Below are 20,841 nucleotides of genomic sequence, written 5' to 3'. Positions count from 1 at the left end.
GGCCGCGCCCCCCGGGCGCCCTTCTGTTTTCGGTCGGCCGTCTCAGATCCTGACCTGCACGGCGCGGCTGAGGCGGTCGTGCAGTCCGCGGCCGTCGCGGTCCCAGACGAGGGCCGGGATCAGCAGGGCGAGCAGGGCGGTGCGCACCACCACCCGGCCGAAGCCGAGCCGGCCGCCGTCCTGCGAGACGACCCGGAGGCCCAGGATCCGCTTCCCGGGGGTAAAGCCCACGGTGCCGACCGTCAGGACCACCAGGGTGACGAAGACCGCCAGCGTCCAGTTGCCCGAGCCGTTCCAGTCACGGCCCGTGATCAGGCCGTACGCGATCAGCTGGCAGGCCATCCAGTCGATGGCCACGGCTCCGAGCCGGCGGCCGAAACGGGCCACCGAGCCGGGCCCCTGCTGCGGCAGGCCGAGCTGTTTGCCGGGGTACCCGAAGTCGGCACCCATCTCCTCGGCGGCCTCGCGGGGGCCGGAGAGCCAGGATCCGATTGCTTGCCTCTTGTCCACCCGAACACGGTACCTGTGCGGCTCGACGCCGTTCCGGCGGGACCCTGGTTAACTTGTGCGAAACAAATGGGTCATGCTTGAGAAACCCCGTCTGCTTATGGTCGGGTCAGCGTGCGGCACCGCACTGACGCACCACTAGCTATAAAAGCCCGCCCCTGCCCCGGGGTCGGGAGTAGGAGGAGTTGGATGTTCAAGAACGCCGACGAAGTGACGCAGTACATCCAGGACAACGACGTCAAGTTCGTTGACGTCCGCTTCTGCGACCTGCCTGGTGTGATGCAGCACTTCACCATCCCGGGGCGCGCGTTCGACCCGAACGAGGAGCTGGCCTTCGACGGCTCCTCGATCCGCGGCTTCCAGGCGATCCACGAGTCCGACATGGCGCTGCGCGCCGACATCACCACCGCGCGCCTGGACCCGTTCCGCAAGGACAAGACGCTCAACATCAACTTCTTCATCCACGACCCGATCACGGGCGAGGCCTACAGCCGCGACCCGCGCAACATTGCGAAGAAGGCCGAGGCGTACCTCGCCTCCACCGGCATCGCCGACACCGCGTTCTTCGGCCCCGAGGCCGAGTTCTACGTGTTCGACAGCGTGCGCTTCGCGACCTCCGCGAACGAGGGCTTCTACCACATCGACTCCGAGGCCGGTGCCTGGAACACGGGCTCCGAGGAGAACAACCGTGGTTACAAGGTCCGCTACAAGGGTGGTTACTTCCCCGTAGCCCCGGTCGACCACTTCGCCGACCTGCGCGCCGAGATCTCCCTCGAGCTGGACGCCCAGGGCCTCCAGGTCGAGCGTCAGCACCACGAGGTCGGCACCGGTGGCCAGGCCGAGATCAACTACAAGTTCAACACGCTGCTCGCCGCGGCCGACGACCTGATGCTCTTCAAGTACATCGTGAAGAACGTCGCCTGGCGCAACGGCAAGACCGCGACCTTCATGCCGAAGCCGATCTTCGGTGACAACGGCTCGGGCATGCACGTGCACCAGTCGCTGTGGGCGAACGGCGACCCGCTGTTCTACGACGAGTCCGGCTACGCGGGTCTGTCGGACATGGCCCGCTACTACATCGGCGGCATCCTCAAGCACGCCCCGTCGCTGCTGGCGTTCACCAACCCGACGGTGAACTCCTACCACCGCCTGGTCCCGGGCTTCGAGGCGCCGGTCAACATGGTGTACTCGCAGCGCAACCGCTCGGCCGCCATGCGCATCCCGATCACGGGCTCGAACCCGAAGGCCAAGCGCGTCGAGTTCCGCGCCCCGGACCCGTCCTCGAACCCGTACCTGGCGTTCGCGGCCCTCCTGCTGGCCGGCCTCGACGGCATCAAGAACAAGATCGAGCCGATGGAGCCGATCGACAAGGACCTCTACGAGCTCTCCCCGGACGAGCACGCGAGCGTCCCGCAGGTCCCGACCAGCCTCGAGGACGTCCTCAAGGCCCTGGAGGCGGACCACGAGTACCTCCTGGCCGGCGGTGTCTTCACCCCCGACCTGATCGAGACCTGGATCGACTACAAGCGCACCCACGAGATCGCCCCGATCGCGCTGCGCCCGCACCCGCACGAGTTCGAGCTCTACTTCGACCTCTAAGCCGTGCCGTGGTCGTGCTGACGCACTGATCGAACGAAGCCCCGTCTCCCTCCTTCAGAGGGGGGCGGGGCTTCGTCCTTGGGGCCGGACAGGGGAGGGTGGGGGAAGAGTGGACGGGGAGCCGGAAGGCGAGCGCGAGCCGGTCTGGCTGGTGGCGGCCAATGTCGTGGCATGGCGCCGGTGCGGGACGGGCGGGCAGGAACTGCGCCCGGGAACGAAGTCCTTCAAGGCCGGGGCGAAGGTGTACGTGGCCCATGTGTACTGGGGGCCGGGAGGCGAGCGCCTCACGGCGATCGGACGCGAACGGCACACCGGCCGGTGGATCGCCATCGATACGGCCACCCGCCACCTGCACAGCTTCCGGCCGAAGGCCGTGTATGCACCGCGCGTCCTGGAGCGGCTGAGCGGGAGCGGGACGCGCTACCCGACCGGGTTCGGCGCGGACTACGCACTGACCGTCGCCGGGACACTGGAGGAGTACGCGCGCAGGGACCGGGCGCGGATCGCGCCGTCCAGTGCGCACCCGGACCGGTGCCTGTGCCACGCGTGCCTCACCGGAGAGTCTGCCTAGCGAGTCCGCCCGGCCCGGGCTCAGCGCATCAGCGGCATCGAGCCCGTGAGGTCGCGCAGGCAGCGGACCGCGAGTTCGGACGGGGAGCCGGGGCCCGAGGGCGGGGTGTCCGTGGTGGACCAGAGTTCCAGGGAGATGCGGATCGCGTCCGTGGCCGCGGCCGCGAGGAGGCGGACGGCGAGGGGTTCGGCGTCCGGGCCGGCGAGCCGGGCCACGACCGGGACCAGGCGCTCCTCGGAGTCCTGGTTGACCCGGTACCAGACCGCCCGCAGGGCCTCGTCCGTAGTGGCGGCGCGCAGCAGGCCGCGGGTGACCTCCAGGCCCTCGTCGAGTGCCTGGGGGCCCGTGAGGGAGCGGGTGACGGCGCGCTCCAGGGCCTCGGTGAGGGGGGTGCCGGGGTCCTCCTCGGCGAGCAGCGCGCGCCAGGCGTCGCCGCCGCCCGCGAGCAGGGGGGCGACGGCCTCCTGCTTGTTGCGGAAGTAGCGGTAGAACGTGCGCAGGGCCACGCCCGCGCGGTGGGCGATGTCCTCGGCGGTGGTGCCGTCGGGGCCGTGCTCGGCGAAGAGTTCGCAGGCGGCGCGGGCGATGTCGAGCTGGGTGGCCGCCTTGCGGCGCTCGTTCAGCGACTGGGCTCCGGGGCCGGCCTGGGGAGAGTACGGACGAGGGGATCTCACCGGGGAAGGATACCTCGGCCCCGAGCAGCAATTGCATGTTTTGGCAGGGTGGCAAAACGTGCCATCGCGGGAGTACGCTCCCTCCATGAACCGTTACGAAGGACGTCGCGTCCTCATCACCGGCGGCGGCTCGGGCATCGGCCAGGCCACCGTCCACCGCATCCTCTCCGAGGGCGGCCGGGTCCACACCGTGGACGTCAACGAAGCCGGTCTCAAGGCCACCGCCGACCGGGCCGCCGCCGACGGTCACGCGGACCGCCTCACCACCGCGGTCCTCGACATATCCGACGAGGCCGCCGTCAAGGCGGGCGTGGCCGCCGCGGTCGACACCCTCACCGGAATCGACGTGCTGGTCAACGCCGCGGGCATCCTGCGCTCCGCGCACACCCACCAGACCACGCTCGAATTCTGGAACAAGATCATCGCGGTGAACCTGACCGGTACGTTCCTGGTCATCCGCGAGTCGCTCCCGGCGCTGCTGGCGGGCGACCAGCCGGTCGTCGTCAACTTCAGCTCCACCTCGGCGTCCTTCGCCCACCCCTACATGTCCGCCTACGCGGCCAGCAAGGGCGGCATCCAGTCCATGACCCATGCGCTGGCCGCCGAGTACAGCAAGCAGGGGCTGCGCTTCGTCGCCGTCGCGCCCGGCTCCATCGAGAGCGGCATGACCACCGGCACCGGCCCCGGCCTGCCCGAGGACACCGACTGGAGCCTGTTCGCCAAGCTCGCCCCCGCCCTCGGCCAGGGCTTCGCAGGCCCGCAGACGGTCGCCGGCGTCGTCGCCATGCTGGGCTCCGAGGACGGCGCCTTCATCACCGGTACGGAGATCCGCATCGACGGCGGCACGCACTACTAGGCGGCCCCGTCGGCCCCCGTCAGCCCCTGAAGCGGTCCCACAGCCGGGGGAAGCGCTCCGCGAGCACGGCTTCGTTCTCGAAGTCCAGCGCGGCGCCCTCCGGCTCGGCCGCCTGCAGCGGGATCCCCAGATCCGGCGCGACCGACCCGGTCAGCTGCTCGTACGCCTCGTCCGCCGCGTACCCCAGCTCCTCGCCGTCCCCGTCGATCTCCTCGTCGAACTCGTCGAGGAGCTCCGCCAGCTGATCCGGATCGTGCACCCCGCCCTCGAAGACCTCCCGGCCCTGGCCGATCAGCCAGCACCGGAAGTAGTCGAACGCGTCGTCGCTGGCCCCGTCGAGCAGCACCCAGGCCGCGCCCCACAGGTCCCACGTGTACGCCCGGTTGTACCGGGACTCGAAGTGCCGGGCGAAGTCCAGGACGGAGTCCGGGTCGAGCTGCGCCAGCCGCTCGACGAGCAGCTCGGCGTGTTCCTCGGGGTCGCCCTCGGCGGCCTCGCGGGTACGGTCGACCATCTCCCAGAACTCAGTCTCGTCCATCACCGCTCAAGCATCACGGGTCCACCCCGTCGCCGCCACCGCGCGTGCCGCGAAAGGCCGGTCCAAGCCCCCCGCACGGCCGCATACTCGGACCGGGGAAGCCGATACGGAGGGGGCACGGGGTATGCGGGGGGAACTGCTCGAAGGCCGCTACCGGCTGGAGGAGCGCCTCGGCGGGGGAGGCATGGGCGAGGTCTGGGCCGCCGTGGACGTACGGATGCGGCGGCCGGTCGCCGTCAAACTCGTGCACGCGGTGCCCGGCATGGCCGCGGCGGAGGTCGAGCAGAGGTTCACGCACGAGGTGCGTTCGGCCGCCAACCTCCCGCACCGGCACACGGTCACCGTCCACGACTGCGGCGAGGCCGTGGTCGGGGGGCGCAGGACCCTCTACCTGGTGATGGAGCGCCTCGACGGCCGCACCCTCGCCCAGGCCTTCCGGGAGGCCGCGCCCCTGCCCTGGTACGACGTGGTCGACTGGGCCGGCCAGATCGCGACCGCCCTGGCCGCCGCCCACGAGCGCGGCATCATCCACCGGGACGTCAAACCGCAGAACGTGATGCTCACCGACACCGGCGTCATCAAGGTCCTGGACTTCGGCCTCGCCAAGTTCCTCGGCGAGACGCTGCGCGTGGCCGATCTCACCGCCACGGGCACCGCCATGGGAACCCTCGCCTACATGTCCCCGGAGCAGTGCCGGGGCGACGCCGGGATCGACCACCGCAGCGACCTCTACAGCTTGGGCTGCCTGCTCTACGAGGGCCTCGCGGGCCGCCCGCCCTTCACGAGCCCGGCACCCCACGCCCTGCTCTACCAGCAGGTGCACGAGGCGCCTCGCCCGCTCCGGCCCGGCGCGGCCCCCGCCCCCGTCGCCGACCTCGTGATGCGCCTCCTCGCCAAGGACCCGGCGCGCAGGCCCCGCGACGCGGCGAGCGTGGTGACGGAGCTGGGCCGGCACCTGGCCGCCCACGGGCAGCCGGCCGCCCCGCCCCCGCCCCCGCCCCCGTTCGCGTCGGCGGCCACCGACGGCGCGGCCGAGGTCGCCCGCATGCGCGCGGACGCGGAGCGGGAGATCGCGGGGCTGCGCGAGCTGGTCGAACGCGACGTGCGGGAGGTGAGGGAGCGGGCGGAGCTGCACGCGGCCGCCAAGCGCCGGCAGGCCGACGACCTCTTCGAGGAGACCCGGGCCAAGGCCGCCGAAGCCGCCGGACTCTTCGAGGCGAACCTGACGAAGCGGCGCGAGCAGGCGGAGCAGGCGCTGGCCGCACGCCAGTCGGTGGCCTCGCAACGCCTCGCGCAGATCGAGCTGCGGGCCGAGGAGCTGCGGCTGGAGGCGGAGAAGCTCCGTACGGACGCCGAGCAGCGCGCCGGCCGGACGGTCCTGGCGGCGCGGCGGCAGGCGGAGGAGATCGTGGCCGGGGCCACGGCCAAGGCCGAGGAGATCCGGGTCGCCGTCCGGCGCGAACTCGCGGATCTGATCAACGAGACGTCCCCGGGAACGCCGTGAGGCGGCCCGCTCCCGAAGGAGCGGACCGCCTCACGGTCGTTCAGAACGCGGGGGCCTTACAGGCCGTAGCGCTCCCGGGCCTCCTTGATGGCGGACGCCGGGACCTCGCCGCGGCGGGCGAGCTGGGCCAGCGCGGCCACCACGATCGACTGGGCGTCGACACCGAAGTGGCGGCGGGCGCCGTCACGGGTGTCGGAGAGGCCGAAGCCGTCCGTGCCCAGCGAGGTGTAGTCCTGCTCGACCCACTGGCTGATCTGGTCCGGGACCTGACGCATCCAGTCGGAGACGGCGAGCACCGGGCTGGTGACGCCCTCCAGCGCGCGGGTGACGAACGGGGTGCGCATCTCCCCGCGCAGCAGCGCCTCGTCGCACTCCAGCGCGTCGCGGCGCAGCTCGCCCCAGGAGGTGGCGGACCAGACGTCGGCGGCCACGTTCCAGTCGGCGGCGAGCAGCTTCTGCGCGTCGAGGGCCCAGTGGATGGCCGTACCGGAGGCCATCAGCTGGATCTTCGGGGCGTCGGCGGCCGGGGCCGCCTCCGCGAGGTCCGCCGCCGTGTTGAAGCGGTAGAGGCCGCGCAGGATGCCCTCTTCCACGCCCTCCGGCATGGCGGGCTGCGGCTTCGGCTCGTTGTAGACCGTCAGGTAGTAGAAGACGTCTTCCGGCTTCTCGCCGTACATCCGGCGCAGACCGTCCTTGACGATCACCGCGATCTCGTACGCGAAGGCCGGGTCGTAGTTGAGCGACGCCGGGTTCGTGGACGCGATCAGGTGCGAGTGGCCGTCCGCGTGCTGCAGGCCCTCACCCGTCAGGGTGGTGCGGCCGGCGGTGGCGCCGACGATGAAGCCCTTGCCGAGCTGGTCGGCGAGCTGCCACATCTGGTCGGCGGTGCGCTGCCAGCCGAACATCGAGTAGAAGATGTAGAAGGGGATCATCGGCTCGCCGTGCGTCGCGTACGACGTACAGGCGGCGATGAAGTCGGCCATGGCGCCGGCCTCGGTGATCCCCTCGTTGAGGATCTGGCCGTCCTTGGCTTCCTTGTAGTACATGAGCTGGTCGCGGTCGACCGGCTCGTACGTCTGGCCCAGCGGCGAGTAGATGCCGGCCGACGGGAAGAGGGACTCCATACCGAAGGTGCGGGCCTCGTCGGGGACGATCGGCACCCAGCGCTTGCCGGTCTCCTTGTCCCGCATCAGGTCCTTGACGAGCCGGACGAAGGCCATGGTGGTGGCCATCTCCTGCTTGCCGGAGCCCTTGAGCAGCGGGGCGAAGGAACGGTCCGCCGGAGCCGGCAGGGCCACGTGCTTGACCTTGCGGGCCGGGGCCGGGCCGCCGAGCGCCGCGCGGCGCTCGTTCAGGTACTGGACCTCGGGGCTGTTCGCGCCCGGGTGGCCGTACGGGACCTGGCCGTCGGCGAAGGCGCTGTCCGGGATCGGGAGGCCAAGGAGGTCACGCATGTCCTTGAACTCGTCGATCGTCAGCTTCTTCATCTGGTGGTTCGCGTTCTTCGACTCGAACCCGGCGCCCAGCGTGTAGCCCTTGACGGTCTGCGCGAGGATGACCGTCGGAGCACCCTTGTGCTCCAGGGCGGCCTTGTACGCGGCGTAGACCTTGCGGGGCTCGTGGCCGCCGCGGGAGCTGTGGAAGCACTCCGCGATCTTCGCGTCGGACAGCACGCCGGCGAGCTGGACCAGCTCGGGGTTGGCGCCGAAGAAGTGGTTGCGGATGTAGGCCACGTCGCGGGTCGCGTACGTCTGGAACTGCGCGTCGGGTACCTCGCGCAGGCGGCGTACCAGGGCGCCTGTGGTGTCGAGCTGGAACAGCTCGTCCCAGGCGGAGCCCCACAGCGACTTGATGACGTTCCAGCCGGCGCCGCGGAACTGGGCTTCCAGCTCCTGCACCACGCGGAAGTTCGCGCGGACCGGACCGTCGAGGCGCTGCAGGTTGCAGTTGATGACGAAGGTCAGGTTGTCGAGCTGCTCGCGGGAGGCCAGGGCCAGGGCGGCGGTCGACTCGGGCTCGTCCATCTCGCCGTCGCCCAGGAAGGCCCAGACGTGCGAGTTGGCGGTGTCCTTGATGCTCCGGTTCTGCAGGTAGCGGTTGAAGCGCGCCTGGTAGATCGCGGAGAGCGGGCCGAGGCCCATGGAGACCGTCGGGAACTCCCACAGCCACGGCAGGCGCCGCGGGTGCGGGTAGGACGGCAGGCCGTTGCCGCCGGCCTCCTGGCGGAACTTGTCGAGCTGCTGCTCGGAGATCCGGCCGTCGAGGAAGGCGCGGGCGTAGATGCCGGGGGAGGCGTGGCCCTGGATGTAGAGCTGGTCGCCCGATCCGTCGGCCTCCTTCCCGCGGAAGAAGTGCTGGAAGCCGGTCTCGTACAGCCACGCGGCGGAGGCGAAGGTGGCGATGTGGCCGCCGACGCCGTACTTGGAGCCGCGGGTCACCATGGCGGCCGCGTTCCAGCGGTTCCACGCGGTGATCCGGGCTTCCATCGCCTCGTCGCCGGGGAACTCGGGCTCCGCGGAGGTGGGGATGGTGTTGACGTAGTCCGTCTCAAGCAGCTTCGGCAGTGCGAGACCGGCGGCCTCGGCGTGCTGAAGGGTGCGGCGGAGCAGGTATTCGGCGCGGCGCGTACCGGCGGCCTTGGCGACGGCGTCGAGGGAGGCCGCCCATTCGGCGGTCTCCTCGGTGTCGCGGTCCGGGAGCTGGTCGAGCTCGCTCGGAAGCTTTCCTACGGGGTCGGACATCGGTGTGCGCCGCCTTCCGGATAAAGGAGAGGTGGTGAAGAAATCCCTGACGGGCAGGACAGGGTCGTTGGACCCGGGTGGGGTCCGCGGATGACTGTAAGGCGCTGATCGATGATCGATCAAATGAAAGTGACGAAGAAACGTCAATCTGACAAAAGTCGGCACCGGGTGCCATGAAAATGGGCACCCAGTGCCGGGCAAATCGGGACGAGACGGGCGGTCGAGCGCGTCTCGAAGGGCGAGATCAAGCCCGCGGCGCGCACCCCAGAACGTGCCGCTTCACGAGCAGGCCGATGTCCGGGTCCTGATTGCGGAAGGCCTCCACAAGGGCCTCGTGCTCTTCCGCGTAGGACTGCTGGACGGTTCCCAGCCACCGGATGGACAGGGCCGTGAAGACCTCGATGCCCAGCGACTCCCAGGTGTGCAGCAGCACGCTGTTCCCGGCGGCCCGCACCATCTCCCGGTGGAACCCCACGGTGTGCCGCACCTGGGCCGTGCCGTCCGCGCTGCGGTCGGCCTCCCACAGGGCCGCCACGTGCGGTTCCAGGGCCGAGCAGTCGGCCGCCAGCCGGGGCGCGGCCAGCTCGGCCGCGATCTGCTCCAGGCCCGCCCGGACCGGGTAGATCTCCTCCAGGTCCGCCGCCGACAGGTTCCGTACGCGCACGCCCTTGTTCGGCGCCGACTCGATCAGCCGCAGCGTCTCCAGCTCGCGCAGGGCCTCGCGTACGGGCGTCTGGCTGACCTCCAGCTCCACCGCGATCCGGCGCTCCACGATCCGCTCACCGGGCTTCCAGCGTCCGCTGACGATCCCCTCCACGATGTGCTCGCGGATCTGCTCGCGCAGCGAGTGCACGACGGGTGGGGTGATCATCGGGGCTTCATCTCCTGGGGGGTGTGCAGGGGCATGCGGGGCCTTGATGCGTAGACAATACGGCGGCGCCGCTCGTCGCGATGCGTTCCTGGTCAGAGGCGCAGCGTGAGGCTGGTTACAGGCGCGGCGCGGGGCCGGCCGCAGGCGTCCGCGGGCCGGGCCCGGGGCCGCGCCCAGCGTACGACGACGGCGCCCCCGCCCGGGACGTGCATCCCGGGCGGGGGCGCCGTGCGCGACAGTCGTGAAGCGCTGCCGCGATGAGCCTTACAGGCCGAGCTCGACCTCGAACTCGCCGGCCTCGAGGATCGCCTTGACGGCCGAGAGGTACCGGGCCGCGTCCGCGCCGTCCACCAGGCGGTGGTCGTAGGACAGGGTCAGGTACGTCATGTCGCGGATGCCGATGTTCGTGCCCTCGGCGGTCTCGATGACCACCGGGCGCTTGACCGTCGCGCCGATGCCCAGGATGGCGACCTGGTTCGGGGGCACGATGACCGTGTCGAACAGCGCACCGCGCGAGCCGGTGTTGCTGATGGTGAAGGTCGCGCCCGACAGCTCGTCCGGCGTGATCTTGTTGCCGCGGACCTTGGAGGCCAGGTCGGCGGTCGCCTTGGAGATGCCCGCCAGGTTGAGGTCGCCGGCACCCTTGATGACCGGGGTCATCAGGCCCTTCTCGGAGTCCACGGCGATGCCGATGTTCTCCGAGTCGAAGTAGGTGATGGTGCCCTCGTCCTCGTTGATCCGGGCGTTGACGACCGCGTGGGCCTTCAGCGCCTGGGCCGCGGCCTTGACGAAGAACGGCATCGGGGACAGCTTGACGCCCTCGCGGGCGAGGAAGCCGGCCTTGGCCTTCTCGCGCAGCTTCATGATCTTGGTGATGTCCACCTCGACCACGGAGCTGAGCTGCGCCTGCGAGTGCAGGGCCTTCATCATGTTGTCGCCGATGACCTTGCGCATGCGGGTCATCTTGACCGTCTGGCCGCGCAGCTCGGAGACCGCGGCGGCCGGAGCCTTCGCGGCCGGAGCGCTGGCGGCCGGAGCCGGAGCGGCAGCGGCGGCCTTGGCGGCCTCGGCGGCGGCCAGGACGTCCTGCTTGCGGATGCGGCCACCGACACCGGTGCCCGAGACCACGGACAGGTTGACGCCGGACTCCGTGGCGAGCTTGCGCACCAGCGGGGTCACGTAGGCACCCTCGTCACCGGCGGAAACCGGGGCGGCGGGGGCGACCGGCGCGACCGGAGCCGGGGCGGCGACCGGAGCCGGAGCGGCCACGGGAGCCGGAGCGGCAACCGGGGCGGCGACGGGGGCCGGGGCGGCAACCGGAGCCGGAGCGGCCACGGGGGCCGGAGCCGGAGCGGCGGCGGCCGGAGCGGCCGCGGGAGCCGCGCCCGCCGCGCCGATGACGGCCAGACGCGCGCCGACCTCGGCGTTCTCGTCCTCGGCGACCAGGATCTCCAGCAGGACGCCGGCGACCGGGGCGGGGATCTCGGTGTCGACCTTGTCGGTCGAGACCTCCAGCAGCGGCTCGTCGGCCTCGACCGACTCGCCGACCTGCTTCAGCCAGCGGGTGACGGTGCCCTCGGTGACGGACTCGCCCAGCGCGGGGAGCACGACATCGGTGCCGGTGGCGGCATGGCCCCCGGCAGTCACAGCAGCAGCCGGAGCGGCCGGGGCCGCGGGGGCCTCGGCGACGGGGGCCGGAGCGGCCGGAGCCTCGGCGACCGGGGCCGCGGGGGCCTCGGCTGCCGGAGCTGCGACCGGGGCCGGCGCGCCCGAACCGTCGTCGATGACGGCCAGCTCGGCGCCGACCTCGACGGTCTCGTCCTCGGCGACCTTGATGGAGGCCAGGATGCCCGACACGGGGGACGGGATCTCGGTGTCGACCTTGTCGGTCGAGACCTCGAGCAGCGGCTCGTCGGCCTCGACGCGCTCGCCCTCGGCCTTCAGCCAACGGGTGACAGTGCCCTCAGTGACGCTCTCACCGAGCGCCGGAAGGGTTACGGAAACCGACATGGTTTCAGTTGCTCCTAACGAATGTGCGGAAGTGGTCGTCGCGCCCAGTGACGATTAGTCGTGTGCGTGCAGCGGCTTGCCGGCGAGCGCCAGGTGCGCCTCGCCCATCGCCTCGTTCTGCGTCGGGTGCGCGTGGATGAGCTGCGCGACCTCGGCCGGCAGGGCTTCCCAGTTGTAGATCAGCTGGGCCTCGCCGACCTGCTCGCCCATCCGGTCACCGACCATGTGGACGCCGACCACGGCACCGTCCTTGACCTGGACGAGCTTGATCTCGCCCGCGGTCTTCAGGATCTTGCTCTTGCCGTTGCCCGCCAGGTTGTACTTGAGGGCCACGACCTTGTCCGCGCCGTAGATCTCCTTGGCCTTGGCCTCGGTGATGCCGACGGAGGCGACCTCGGGGTGGCAGTACGTGACGCGCGGGACACCGTCGTAGTCGATCGGGACGGTCTTGAGACCGGCCAGACGCTCCGCGACCAGGATGCCCTCGGCGAAGCCGACGTGCGCGAGCTGGAGGGTCGGGGCGAGGTCGCCGACGGCCGAGATGGTCGGCACGTTGGTCTGCATGTACTCGTCGACCACGACGTAGCCGCGGTCCATCGCGACGCCCTGCTCCTCGTAGCCCAGGCCCTGGGAGACGGGGCCGCGGCCGATCGCGACCAGCAGCACCTCCGCCTCGAAGGTCTTGCCGTCCGCGAGGGTGACCCGTACGCCGTTCTCGGTGTACTCGGCCTTGTCGAAGAAGGTGCCGAGGTTGAACTTGATGCCCCGCTTGCGGAACGCGCGCTCCAGCAGCTTGGAGCTGTTCTCGTCCTCGACCGGCACGAGGTGCTTGAGACCCTCGACGATGGTGACGTCGGTGCCGAAGGACTTCCACGCCGAGGCGAACTCGACGCCGATGACGCCGCCGCCCAGGACGATGGCGGACTCGGGCACGCGGTCCAGGACCAGCGCGTGGTCCGAGGAGATGATGCGGTTGCCGTCGATGTTCAGGCCCGGCAGCGAGCGCGGCACGGAGCCGGTCGCCAGGAGCACGTGGCGGCCCTGGATGCGCTGGCCGTTCACGTCGACGGACGTCGGCGAGGAGAGGCGGCCCTCACCCTCGATGTAGGTCAGCTTGCGGGAGGCGACCAGACCCTGCAGACCCTTGTACAGGCCCGCGATGATGTCGTCCTTGTACTTGTGCACACCCGCGATGTCGATGCCCTCGAAAGTGGCCTTGACACCGAACTGGGCGGCCTCGCGGGCCTGGTCCGCGATCTCACCGGCGTGCAGCAGAGCCTTCGTGGGGATGCAGCCGTTGTGCAGGCAGGTGCCGCCGAGCTTGTTCTTCTCGATCAGGGCAACGTCCAGACCCAGCTGGGATGCGCGCAGCGCTGCGGCGTAACCGCCACTGCCGCCGCCGAGGATCACTAGGTCGAAAACGGTGCTGGCGTCGTTCGCCACGTCACGTCCTCCATGCATGTGCGCCGAGCACCGGTCCTCTGTGACCGGGCGGCGGCTGGTATACGGCCGCTTTTTCTTCGGCCCTGTGGTGGGGGCCCTGTCCTGCCGAGAACCCATCTTCGCATTTGTCGGCGGAACGCGGGACGCCGGGCCTGCCCTGGGGCACGTCGTTCTGACCTAACCACGGGTTACCGCAGCGTAGAAACCTACGGATTTCGTTGGCAGCGAACAGGCCCCGGCCATGATCAGAAAATCTGATCATGGCCGGGGCCCGCGTGGAGCTCGGCTTCTCGGCGTCAGCCCAGGTCGCCGGTGGCCGTGCGCTCGGCCAGTCGGACCAGGGTGCGGACGGCGGAGCCGGTGCCGCCCTTGGGGGTGTAGCCGTACGGGGCGCCCTCGTGGAAGGCGGGGCCCGCGATGTCGAGGTGGGCCCAGGTGATGCCCTCGCCGACGAACTCCTGGAGGAAGAGGCCGGCCACCAGGCCGCCGCCCATCCGGACACCCATGTTGGCGATGTCGGCGGTGGGGGAGTCCATGGACTTGCGCAGGTCCTCGGGGAGCGGCATCGGCCAGGAGGCCTCGCCGACCTCCTCGGCGATCTCGTGGATCGAGGTGCGGAAGGCGTCGTCGTTGGCCATGATGCCGAAGGTGCGGTCGCCCAGGGCCATCACCATGGCGCCGGTCAGGGTCGCCACGTCGACGATCGCGTCCGGGTTCTCCTCGGAGGCCTTGGTCAGCGCGTCGCCCAGGACCAGGCGGCCCTCGGCGTCCGTGTTGAGCACCTCGACGGTCTTGCCGCTGTACATGCGCAGCACGTCGCCGGGCTTGGTGGCCGAGCCGGAGGGCATGTTCTCGGCGAGCGCGAGCCAGCCGGTGACGTTGACCTGGAGGCCGAGCTTGGCGGCCGCGACCACGGAGGCGAAGACGGCGGCGGCGCCGGCCATGTCGCACTTCATCGTCTCGTTGTGGCCGGCCGGCTTCAGGGAGATGCCGCCCGAGTCGTAGGTGATGCCCTTGCCGACGAAGGCGAGGGTCTTCTCCGCCTTGGGGTGGGTGTAGGAGAGCTTCACCAGGCGCGGCGGGTTCTCGGAGCCCTTGCCGACGCCCATGATGCCGCCGTAGCCACCCTTGACCAGGGCCTTCTCGTCCAGGACCTGGACCTTGATGCCGTTCTCCTTCGCGGCCGCGCCGGCGACCGCCGCGAAGGCCTCGGGGGTGAGGTCGTTCGGCGGGGTGTTGACGAGGTCGCGGGCGATGTTGATCTCGGTCGCGACGATCGTGGCGCGCTCGGCCGCGGCCTTGTGCTCCTTGTCGCGCGGCTTGGCGCCGAGCAGGGCGATCTCGGCGAGCGGCTGCTTCGGCCCGCTGTTCTTGTTGCCGTCCGAGGCCTTCTTCTCCCCGCCCTGGTACGCGGTGAAGGCGTACGCGCCCAGCAGCGCGCCCTCGGCCACGGCCGTGACGGCGGAGGCGTCGTCGAGGGGGAGGGCGAAGGCGGCCTTCTTGGTGCCGTGCAGGGCACGGGCGGCGGCGCCGGCGGCGCGGCGCAGCGCCTCCTCGTCGTAGGACTCGTCCGCGTCGGGGAGGGAGCCCAGTCCGACCGCCAGCACGACCGGGACCTTCAGGCCGTCCGGCGCCGGCAGCTTGGTGGTCTCGCCTTCGGCGCCCGAGGCACCGAGCGCGTCGAGCACGGCGGCGAGCTTGCCGTCGTACGCCTTGTCCACGGCCTCGGCGCCCGCGGCGACGACGGGGCCCTTGGGGCCCTTCGCCACGCCGACGACGAGGACGTCGGCGCGCAGCGTCGCCGGTCCGGCAGTGCTGAGAGTCAGAGCAGTCACGGTGGTGAATTCTCGCTTCCGTTTTGGTGGTGTGGGCCGAGTGGGTGGACGGCCGTCCGTAGCGATCGTATTCGGGCCCGATGGCCGCCGGAAACGAGCCTACGCGCACGTACTCGCCCGCACGCCACTCGAAGGTTTGGCAAGTTGTTCGATCAAGGGGCTGTCAGGTTCACCCATCTGTGGCCTCTGTTGCAGGTTTGCCCCGTAGACCTGACGAGGTCCGAAACACTCGAACCACTCTCGCAAGGGGACGCGGGGTTCCTTTGCATCATTTCCACAGAGCCTCCCCGGTCTGGCCCAACGCCACATGCCGAAGTCGAGGATCTGCGGGGGGAAAGGCCGAAATGGTCCACAAGAACCGGATGAACAGGCTCGCCGCCGTCTGCCTCGCGGCCGTCATAGCATCCGTCGCCGTACCCGGAGCGGCCGCGCAGGCGGCGGTGACTCCGCGGGTCGACCTGCGGGTGCTCGTCGTCGACGACGGCGGGAGCTCCGTCGAGGCGATCACGGCGGAACTCCGCGACACGGGGGTTCCGTACACCCGCATCGACCTGGGCAGCGGGAGCCGTCCGGTGGTCAACGCGGCGTTCCTCGCCGACACGGTCGACGGGCGGCCGCGGGCCAAGTTCCAGAGCGTCGTGCTGCCGAACGAGAACCCGTTCGGGGCGGGCTCGGCCGAGATGGCCGCGCTCACCGCGTACGAGACGACGTACGGGATCCGCCAGGTCGACGCGTACACCTGGGCGCACCCGGGCGTCGGCCTGGAGTACACCGACAACGGCGGCTTCAGCGGCACCCTGGACGGCACCCAGGCCGCCGTCACCGCCGCCGGCAAGGCGGGCCCCTTCGCCTACCTCGGGGGGCAGGTGGCCTTCGAGGACAACTCGCCGCTGATCCCCGAGAGCTACGGGTTCATGGCCAAGCCGCGGACGGGCTACACCAGCTACCTGGACGCCCCGGTCGGCGCCGGACGGGCCTCGCTCGTCGGCGAGTACACCCACGACGGGCGCAGCGAACTGGTCGTTACCTTCGGCTACAACCAGTACCAGCAGCAGTTCCGCCTGCTGGCCCGGGGCATCGTCGAGTGGATGACCCAGGGCGTGCACCTCGGCCAGGAGCGCAACTACTTCGCGGTCCACGTCGACGACGTCTTCGCCCCGGACGCCCGCTGGAACAAGGAGCTCAACTGCACCCCGGGCGACTACGCCTGCGCCGGCGGCGAGGGCCAGGAGTCCACGATCCGGATGACGGGCGCCGACGCCGTGTACGCGGCGCAGTGGCAGACGTCCAAGAACTTCAAGCTCGACATGCTCTTCAACGGCGGAGCCGGTGAGGAGTGGAAGGCGGAGCACGGCGGCGTCGACGCCCTGACCGCCCAGCTCGTCGCCGACCGGGCGAAGTACCGGTGGATGAACCACACCTACACCCACCCGTTCCTCGGCTGCGTCCAGGACACCACCACCGTCCCGTGGACCTGTACGAAGAACAGCGCCGGCGCGATCAACTGGATGAGCCGCGCCGAGATCTCGGCGCAGATCCGGGACAACAACAACTGGGCCGCCTCCAAGGGCATCACCACCGACCGCACCGAACTGGTCACCGGTGAGCACTCCGGCCTCAAGACGCTTCCGCAGCAGCCCCAGGACAACCCCAACCTGGCCGGCGCGCTCGCCGACAACGGCGTGAAATGGGCGGGCAGCGACAACTCCCGCGAGCCCGCGCAGCGGGCGGTCGGCGCCGCGCTGACCGTACCCCGGCACCCGATGAACGTGTACTACAACACGGGCACCAACGCCGAGATGGCCGACGAGTACAACTGGATCTACACCAGCAGGGCCGACGGCGGCAGCGGCATCTGCGAGGACAACCCCGGCACCTCCACCTGCCTGCCGGCCCCGCTCGACGCCCAGACGGGCTACCTGGACTACATCGTCCCGGCCGAGGCCAGGACCGCCATGCGGCACGTCCTGAACAACGACCCGCGCCCGCACTACGTCCACCAGTCCAACCTCGCCGAGGAGCGCACCCTCTACCCGGTGCTGAACCAGGTCCTCGACACCTACCGCACCCTCTACGCGCCCTCCGCGCCGATCGTGAACCAGAGCATGAAGGACACCGGCGTCGAGCTCCAGCGCCGCGCGGCCTGGAACGCGGCGGTCGCCGCCAACCAGGTCACCGCCTACCGCATCGGCAAGGTCGTCACCGTCAAGGCGCCCTCCGGAGTCGTGGCCCCGGTCACCGCGCCCACCGGCACCAAGAAGCAGCTCCTGCTGGGCACCGCGGACTTCGGCACCGCCTACGCCGGGTCCCGCTCCACCTGGACGGCTCCCGAACTGCTCCAGAGCGCCGTCACGCTCCACATGCCCTGACGCTCCACCGCTCTGACGCTCCACCCGCCCCGACCACTGCGGGCACGCAACAAGACAGCCACGCGTACCACCTAGCGCCGGCGCTCCGCGAACCACGGGCGCCGGCCCCTTTTCCGTCCTGGGGGGACACACCGCATGAGCCATGGGCGCCATGTCACCATGCTCACCGAAGGCACCTACCCGCACGTCCACGGGGGCGTCAGCACGTGGTGCGACCAACTGGTCCGCGGCATGCCGGAGGTCGACTTCAACGTCATAGCCCTGACCGGCTCCGGACGTGAGCCGGTCACCTGGGAACTGCCGCGCAACGTCTACCGCCACACCAGCGTCCCCCTCTGGGGGGCTCCGCCGGCCCGCAGACTGCGCTCCGGCCTGCGGGGGAAGGCCAAGCGCGGTTTCGCCGAGACCTACGAGACCTTCCTGCTCTCCCTGCTCGACCCCGCGCGCGGCGGATTCTCCGAATCCCTGCGCGAGCTGGCCCTGCTGGCCCGCTCCGGGCGGCTCGCCGCGGCCCTGCGCTCCGAATCGGTCCTGCGCCTGCTGATGACCGTCTGGACCCGCCCCGGCCTGGTCACCGCCGCCGCCGAGCCCACCATCCACGACGCGCTCACCGCCACCGACCTGCTGGAACACGCGCTGCGCCCGCTGTCCGTGCGGATCCCGCCCGACAGCGTTGCGCACGCCGTCAGCAGCGGACTGGCCACGCTCCCGGCGCTCGCGGCCAAGTACCTCGACCAGGTGCCCTTCCTCCTCACCGAGCACGGCATCTACCTCCGCGAGCGCTACCTCGGCTACCGCAGCGCCGAACAGCGCTGGCCCGTCAAGGCGCTCATGCTCGGCTTCTACCGCGAGCTCAACACCGAGGGCTACCGCCAGGCCGACCTGATCACCCCGTGCAACCAGTACAACCGCCGCTGGGAAGAGCGCGGGGGCGCCGACTCCGAGCGGATCCGCACCGTCTACAACGGCGTCGACCCGCACGCCTTCCCCGAGGCCGGTCCCGAGCCGGAGGTCCCCACCCTGAGCTGGTGCGGCCGGATCGACCCCATCAAGGACCTCGAAACCCTCGTCCGGGCCTACGCGTTCATGCGCGAGGAGCTCCCCGCCCTGCGGCTGCGCCTCTTCGGCCCGGTCCCGGCGGGCTGCGAGGAGTACAAGCTCAAGCTGGAGAAGCTCGCCGCCGAGCTGGGGGTGAGCGACGGGATCTCCTACGAGGGCCGCATCGAGGAGGTCGCGCAGGCCTATGCGGCCGGCTCCATCGTGATGCTCTCCTCCATCAGCGAGGGCTTCCCCTTCTCCATCATCGAGGCCATGTCCTGCGGCCGCACCACCGTCTCCACCGACGTGGGCGGGGTCCGCGAGGCCGTCGGCGACACCGGCCTCGTCGTCCCGCCGCGCGAGCCCGAGACCATGGCCCGCGCCACCCTCGCCCTGCTCCGCGACGACGAACGCCGCGCGGAACTGGGCCGGATGTCCCGCAAGCGGGTGGTGGAGAAGTTCACGCTCCACCAGTCCGTGGACGGCTTCCGCCACATCTACCGCGAGCTCGCGGGTCAGCCCGTCCTGCCCGTCCACGCGGGCGACGAGTGGACCCAGCGCCTCGCCGACCCCTGGTACAAGGGCGACCCCTGGTACAAAGAGCTGGCCGCCGACGGGAGCCTGTGGTGAGCGGATCCCTCTGGCTCAAGCCGCCCGGCCCGGACGGTGCCTGGGTCCCCGTGGGCCACGCCGCGGCCGCCGGGCGCGGTACGGCGCCCGGCGCGGGCACCCCCGACACCCTGCCCGGCATCCCCCGGCCGCGCCGCGAAGGACGCGACGGACCGGCCGCCGACCCGATGGACGAACTCGCCGAGCGCCTCGACGCGTTCATCGCCGCCGCCGTCCACCCCGACGAGATCGCCGCCGTCCTGGAATCCGACGGGATGACCGACGAGCACATCCGCCTCGCCTACGGGCGCCAGGACTCCTTCGGCCTCGCCGAGGAGCTCTACGCCCGGGTGCCGCGCTCCTTCCCGGAGCCCGACCGGGTCCCCGACCCCTGGAAGGTCCCCCTCACCGCCTGCCTCCTGCGCGGGGTGATCTTCGCCCTGCCCGGGCTCGCCTACCTGCTCGGCGCACCACTGCTGGACGGGCCCAAGGACCGGCTCGGGCTGCCCGCCGGGACGCTCACCCTGATCGCCGGGGCGCTCATCGGCTGGGTCTGGGACCAGACCCTGTCCCACCGGGCGTACTCCTGGCTCGGCCTGGGCGACCGGGCCGCCGCCGGGCGGACCCTGCTCGCCGGAGCCCCCGCCGGGGCCCTCCTGGGGACCGCCGCCGCGCTGGCGGTCCCCGGCGGCCCCCCCTTCTCCTACGCCTTCGCCGCAGGTCAGGCCCTGTACGTCGGGGCCGCCACCGTCCTGCTCGTCCTCGGGCGGGAGCGGCTGCTGCTGGCCGCGCTCGCACCGATGGCAGCCGGGGCGCTGCTCTCGCTCCTGCTGGAACTGCCCGTCCCGGTCCGGGTGTTCCTGCTGGCGGCCTCCCTCGTGGCCGCCTGCGGCCTGGCCGTACGGGAACTGCCGCTGGCCGACGGCGTACGGGCCCTCGTGCTCCGCGTCCGCGGCTGGACGGAGCACCGGCCGGGCGAACGGGGCCCGGTGCGCTGGCAGATGCTGCGCGGCGCCGAGGAGGAGTACGCGCCGCGCGGACCCCGGCTCGGGGACTCCGTCCCGTACGGGGTGTTCGGCCTGGGCACCGGCCTGCTCGTGCTGTACGCGGCCCTGGGGGAGGTGCTCGCCGGCGGCCCCGCCGAGGCGATCGCCGCTCCCTCGGCGGTGGCGCTCACCCTCAGCATGGGCCCCGCCGAATGGCTGCTCCACCGGTTCCGCAGCGGCAGCCTCGCCGGCCTGCGCGCGGCCCGCTCGCCCCGGCAGTTCTGGCGGCGGATGCTCTCCACCCTGGCCCGGTGCCTCGCCACCTACCTGGCGGTGCTGCTGGCCCTCGGCGTCACCGGCACCCTGCTCTGGCCCGGGGCGCCCGGCCTGACCGGGGTCCGGGTCGCCACCCTGCTGCTGCTCGGTGCCGTGATGTGGACCGGGCTGCTCCTGCAGTCCTTCGGGGCGGTCCGGCCCGCCGCGGTGGTCTGCGCCTCCGCCGCCGTCGCGCAGAGCCTGGCCCTGCTCCTGGGCCTCGGCCAGCCGCGCGCCGTGCAGCTGGCCGTCGCCGGGGCCGCGGCCCTCGCGCTGGGCACCCTGGTCTGCCTGCTGCTGGGCCGCGCCACGGCCCACCGCTGACCCCCGTCCGTCACCGCCGACGCACGTGACCCCGTACGAGAAGAAGGACCT

Annotated in this window: 15 protein-coding genes; 7 read left to right on the top strand and 8 right to left on the bottom strand. The window is 71.2% G+C overall.

Annotation, left to right across the window (positions count from 1 at the left end):
- Positions 1-42 precede the first annotated feature (42 nt).
- Positions 43-510, bottom strand: coding sequence for an RDD family protein (locus tag AC061S_RS38680; RefSeq protein ID WP_478690556.1), 468 nt, complete (start codon positions 508-510; stop codon positions 43-45).
- 186 nt (positions 511-696) lie between these two features.
- On the opposite strand from AC061S_RS38680, the gene glnA reads away from it, so the two are divergent.
- Both glnA and AC061S_RS38670 read left to right on the top strand, forming a co-directional pair.
- Positions 697-2,106 (top strand): type I glutamate--ammonia ligase, encoded by a 1,410-nt coding sequence (glnA, locus tag AC061S_RS38675; RefSeq protein WP_478690555.1) that lies wholly within the window; start codon positions 697-699, stop codon positions 2,104-2,106.
- A 109-nt stretch (positions 2,107-2,215) separates the two neighbouring features.
- A complete protein-coding gene (locus tag AC061S_RS38670; protein WP_478690554.1) occupies positions 2,216-2,677 on the top strand; it encodes a hypothetical protein in 462 nt (153 codons plus the stop codon).
- A gap of 20 nt (positions 2,678-2,697) precedes the next feature.
- On the opposite strand, the gene AC061S_RS38665 is transcribed toward AC061S_RS38670, so the two are convergent.
- Positions 2,698-3,351, bottom strand: a complete 654-nt coding sequence (locus AC061S_RS38665) for a TetR/AcrR family transcriptional regulator (protein WP_478690553.1) — start codon at positions 3,349-3,351, stop codon at positions 2,698-2,700.
- Between the two features lie 85 nt (positions 3,352-3,436).
- Between AC061S_RS38665 and AC061S_RS38660 the strand changes: the two genes are divergently transcribed.
- The gene (locus AC061S_RS38660) at positions 3,437-4,207 is read left to right on the top strand and encodes an SDR family NAD(P)-dependent oxidoreductase (protein WP_478690552.1); all 771 of its coding nucleotides are present in this window, start codon (positions 3,437-3,439) and stop codon (positions 4,205-4,207) included.
- Positions 4,208-4,226: 19 nt separating this feature from the next.
- On the opposite strand, the gene AC061S_RS38655 is transcribed toward AC061S_RS38660, so the two are convergent.
- The gene (locus tag AC061S_RS38655; protein ID WP_243330439.1) at positions 4,227-4,745 is read right to left on the bottom strand and encodes a DUF4240 domain-containing protein; all 519 of its coding nucleotides are present in this window, start codon (positions 4,743-4,745) and stop codon (positions 4,227-4,229) included.
- Between the two features lie 124 nt (positions 4,746-4,869).
- On the opposite strand from AC061S_RS38655, the gene AC061S_RS38650 reads away from it, so the two are divergent.
- Positions 4,870-6,249, top strand: a complete 1,380-nt coding sequence (locus AC061S_RS38650; protein ID WP_478690551.1) for a serine/threonine-protein kinase — start codon at positions 4,870-4,872, stop codon at positions 6,247-6,249.
- A gap of 56 nt (positions 6,250-6,305) precedes the next feature.
- On the opposite strand, the gene aceE is transcribed toward AC061S_RS38650, so the two are convergent.
- From aceE to AC061S_RS38625, 5 genes are all read right to left on the bottom strand, one after another.
- Entirely contained in the window at positions 6,306-8,990 is a 2,685-nt protein-coding gene (aceE, locus tag AC061S_RS38645; protein ID WP_478690550.1) for a pyruvate dehydrogenase (acetyl-transferring), homodimeric type, read from the bottom strand.
- A 244-nt stretch (positions 8,991-9,234) separates the two neighbouring features.
- Positions 9,235-9,858 (bottom strand): GntR family transcriptional regulator, encoded by a 624-nt coding sequence (locus AC061S_RS38640; protein WP_478690559.1) that lies wholly within the window; start codon positions 9,856-9,858, stop codon positions 9,235-9,237.
- Positions 9,859-10,125: 267 nt separating this feature from the next.
- Complete coding sequence (sucB, locus tag AC061S_RS38635; protein WP_478690549.1) at positions 10,126-11,871, bottom strand: 2-oxoglutarate dehydrogenase, E2 component, dihydrolipoamide succinyltransferase; 1,746 nt, start codon at positions 11,869-11,871, stop codon at positions 10,126-10,128.
- Positions 11,872-11,925: 54 nt separating this feature from the next.
- On the bottom strand, positions 11,926-13,314 hold the full coding sequence (gene lpdA / locus AC061S_RS38630) for a dihydrolipoyl dehydrogenase (RefSeq protein WP_478690548.1): 1,389 nt from the start codon (positions 13,312-13,314) through the stop codon (positions 11,926-11,928).
- A gap of 296 nt (positions 13,315-13,610) precedes the next feature.
- Positions 13,611-15,149: a leucyl aminopeptidase gene (locus AC061S_RS38625; RefSeq protein WP_478690547.1), complete on the bottom strand. Its 1,539-nt coding sequence runs from the start codon at positions 15,147-15,149 to the stop codon at positions 13,611-13,613.
- A 344-nt stretch (positions 15,150-15,493) separates the two neighbouring features.
- Between AC061S_RS38625 and AC061S_RS38620 the strand changes: the two genes are divergently transcribed.
- The 3 genes from AC061S_RS38620 (at position 15,494) to AC061S_RS38610 (ending at position 20,790) form a co-directional block, all read left to right on the top strand.
- On the top strand, positions 15,494-17,518 hold the full coding sequence (locus AC061S_RS38620; RefSeq protein ID WP_478690546.1) for a hypothetical protein: 2,025 nt from the start codon (positions 15,494-15,496) through the stop codon (positions 17,516-17,518).
- Between the two features lie 135 nt (positions 17,519-17,653).
- Entirely contained in the window at positions 17,654-19,186 is a 1,533-nt protein-coding gene (pelF, locus tag AC061S_RS38615; protein WP_478690545.1) for a GT4 family glycosyltransferase PelF, read from the top strand.
- Positions 19,183-20,790, top strand: coding sequence for a hypothetical protein (locus AC061S_RS38610; RefSeq protein ID WP_478690544.1), 1,608 nt, complete (start codon positions 19,183-19,185; stop codon positions 20,788-20,790). Before pelF ends, AC061S_RS38610 begins: the two co-directional genes overlap by 4 nt.
- Positions 20,791-20,841 lie beyond the last annotated feature (51 nt).

The organism is Streptomyces sp. CA189 (assembly GCF_056428985.1).
This window is presented reverse-complemented; position numbering and strand designations above follow the sequence as displayed.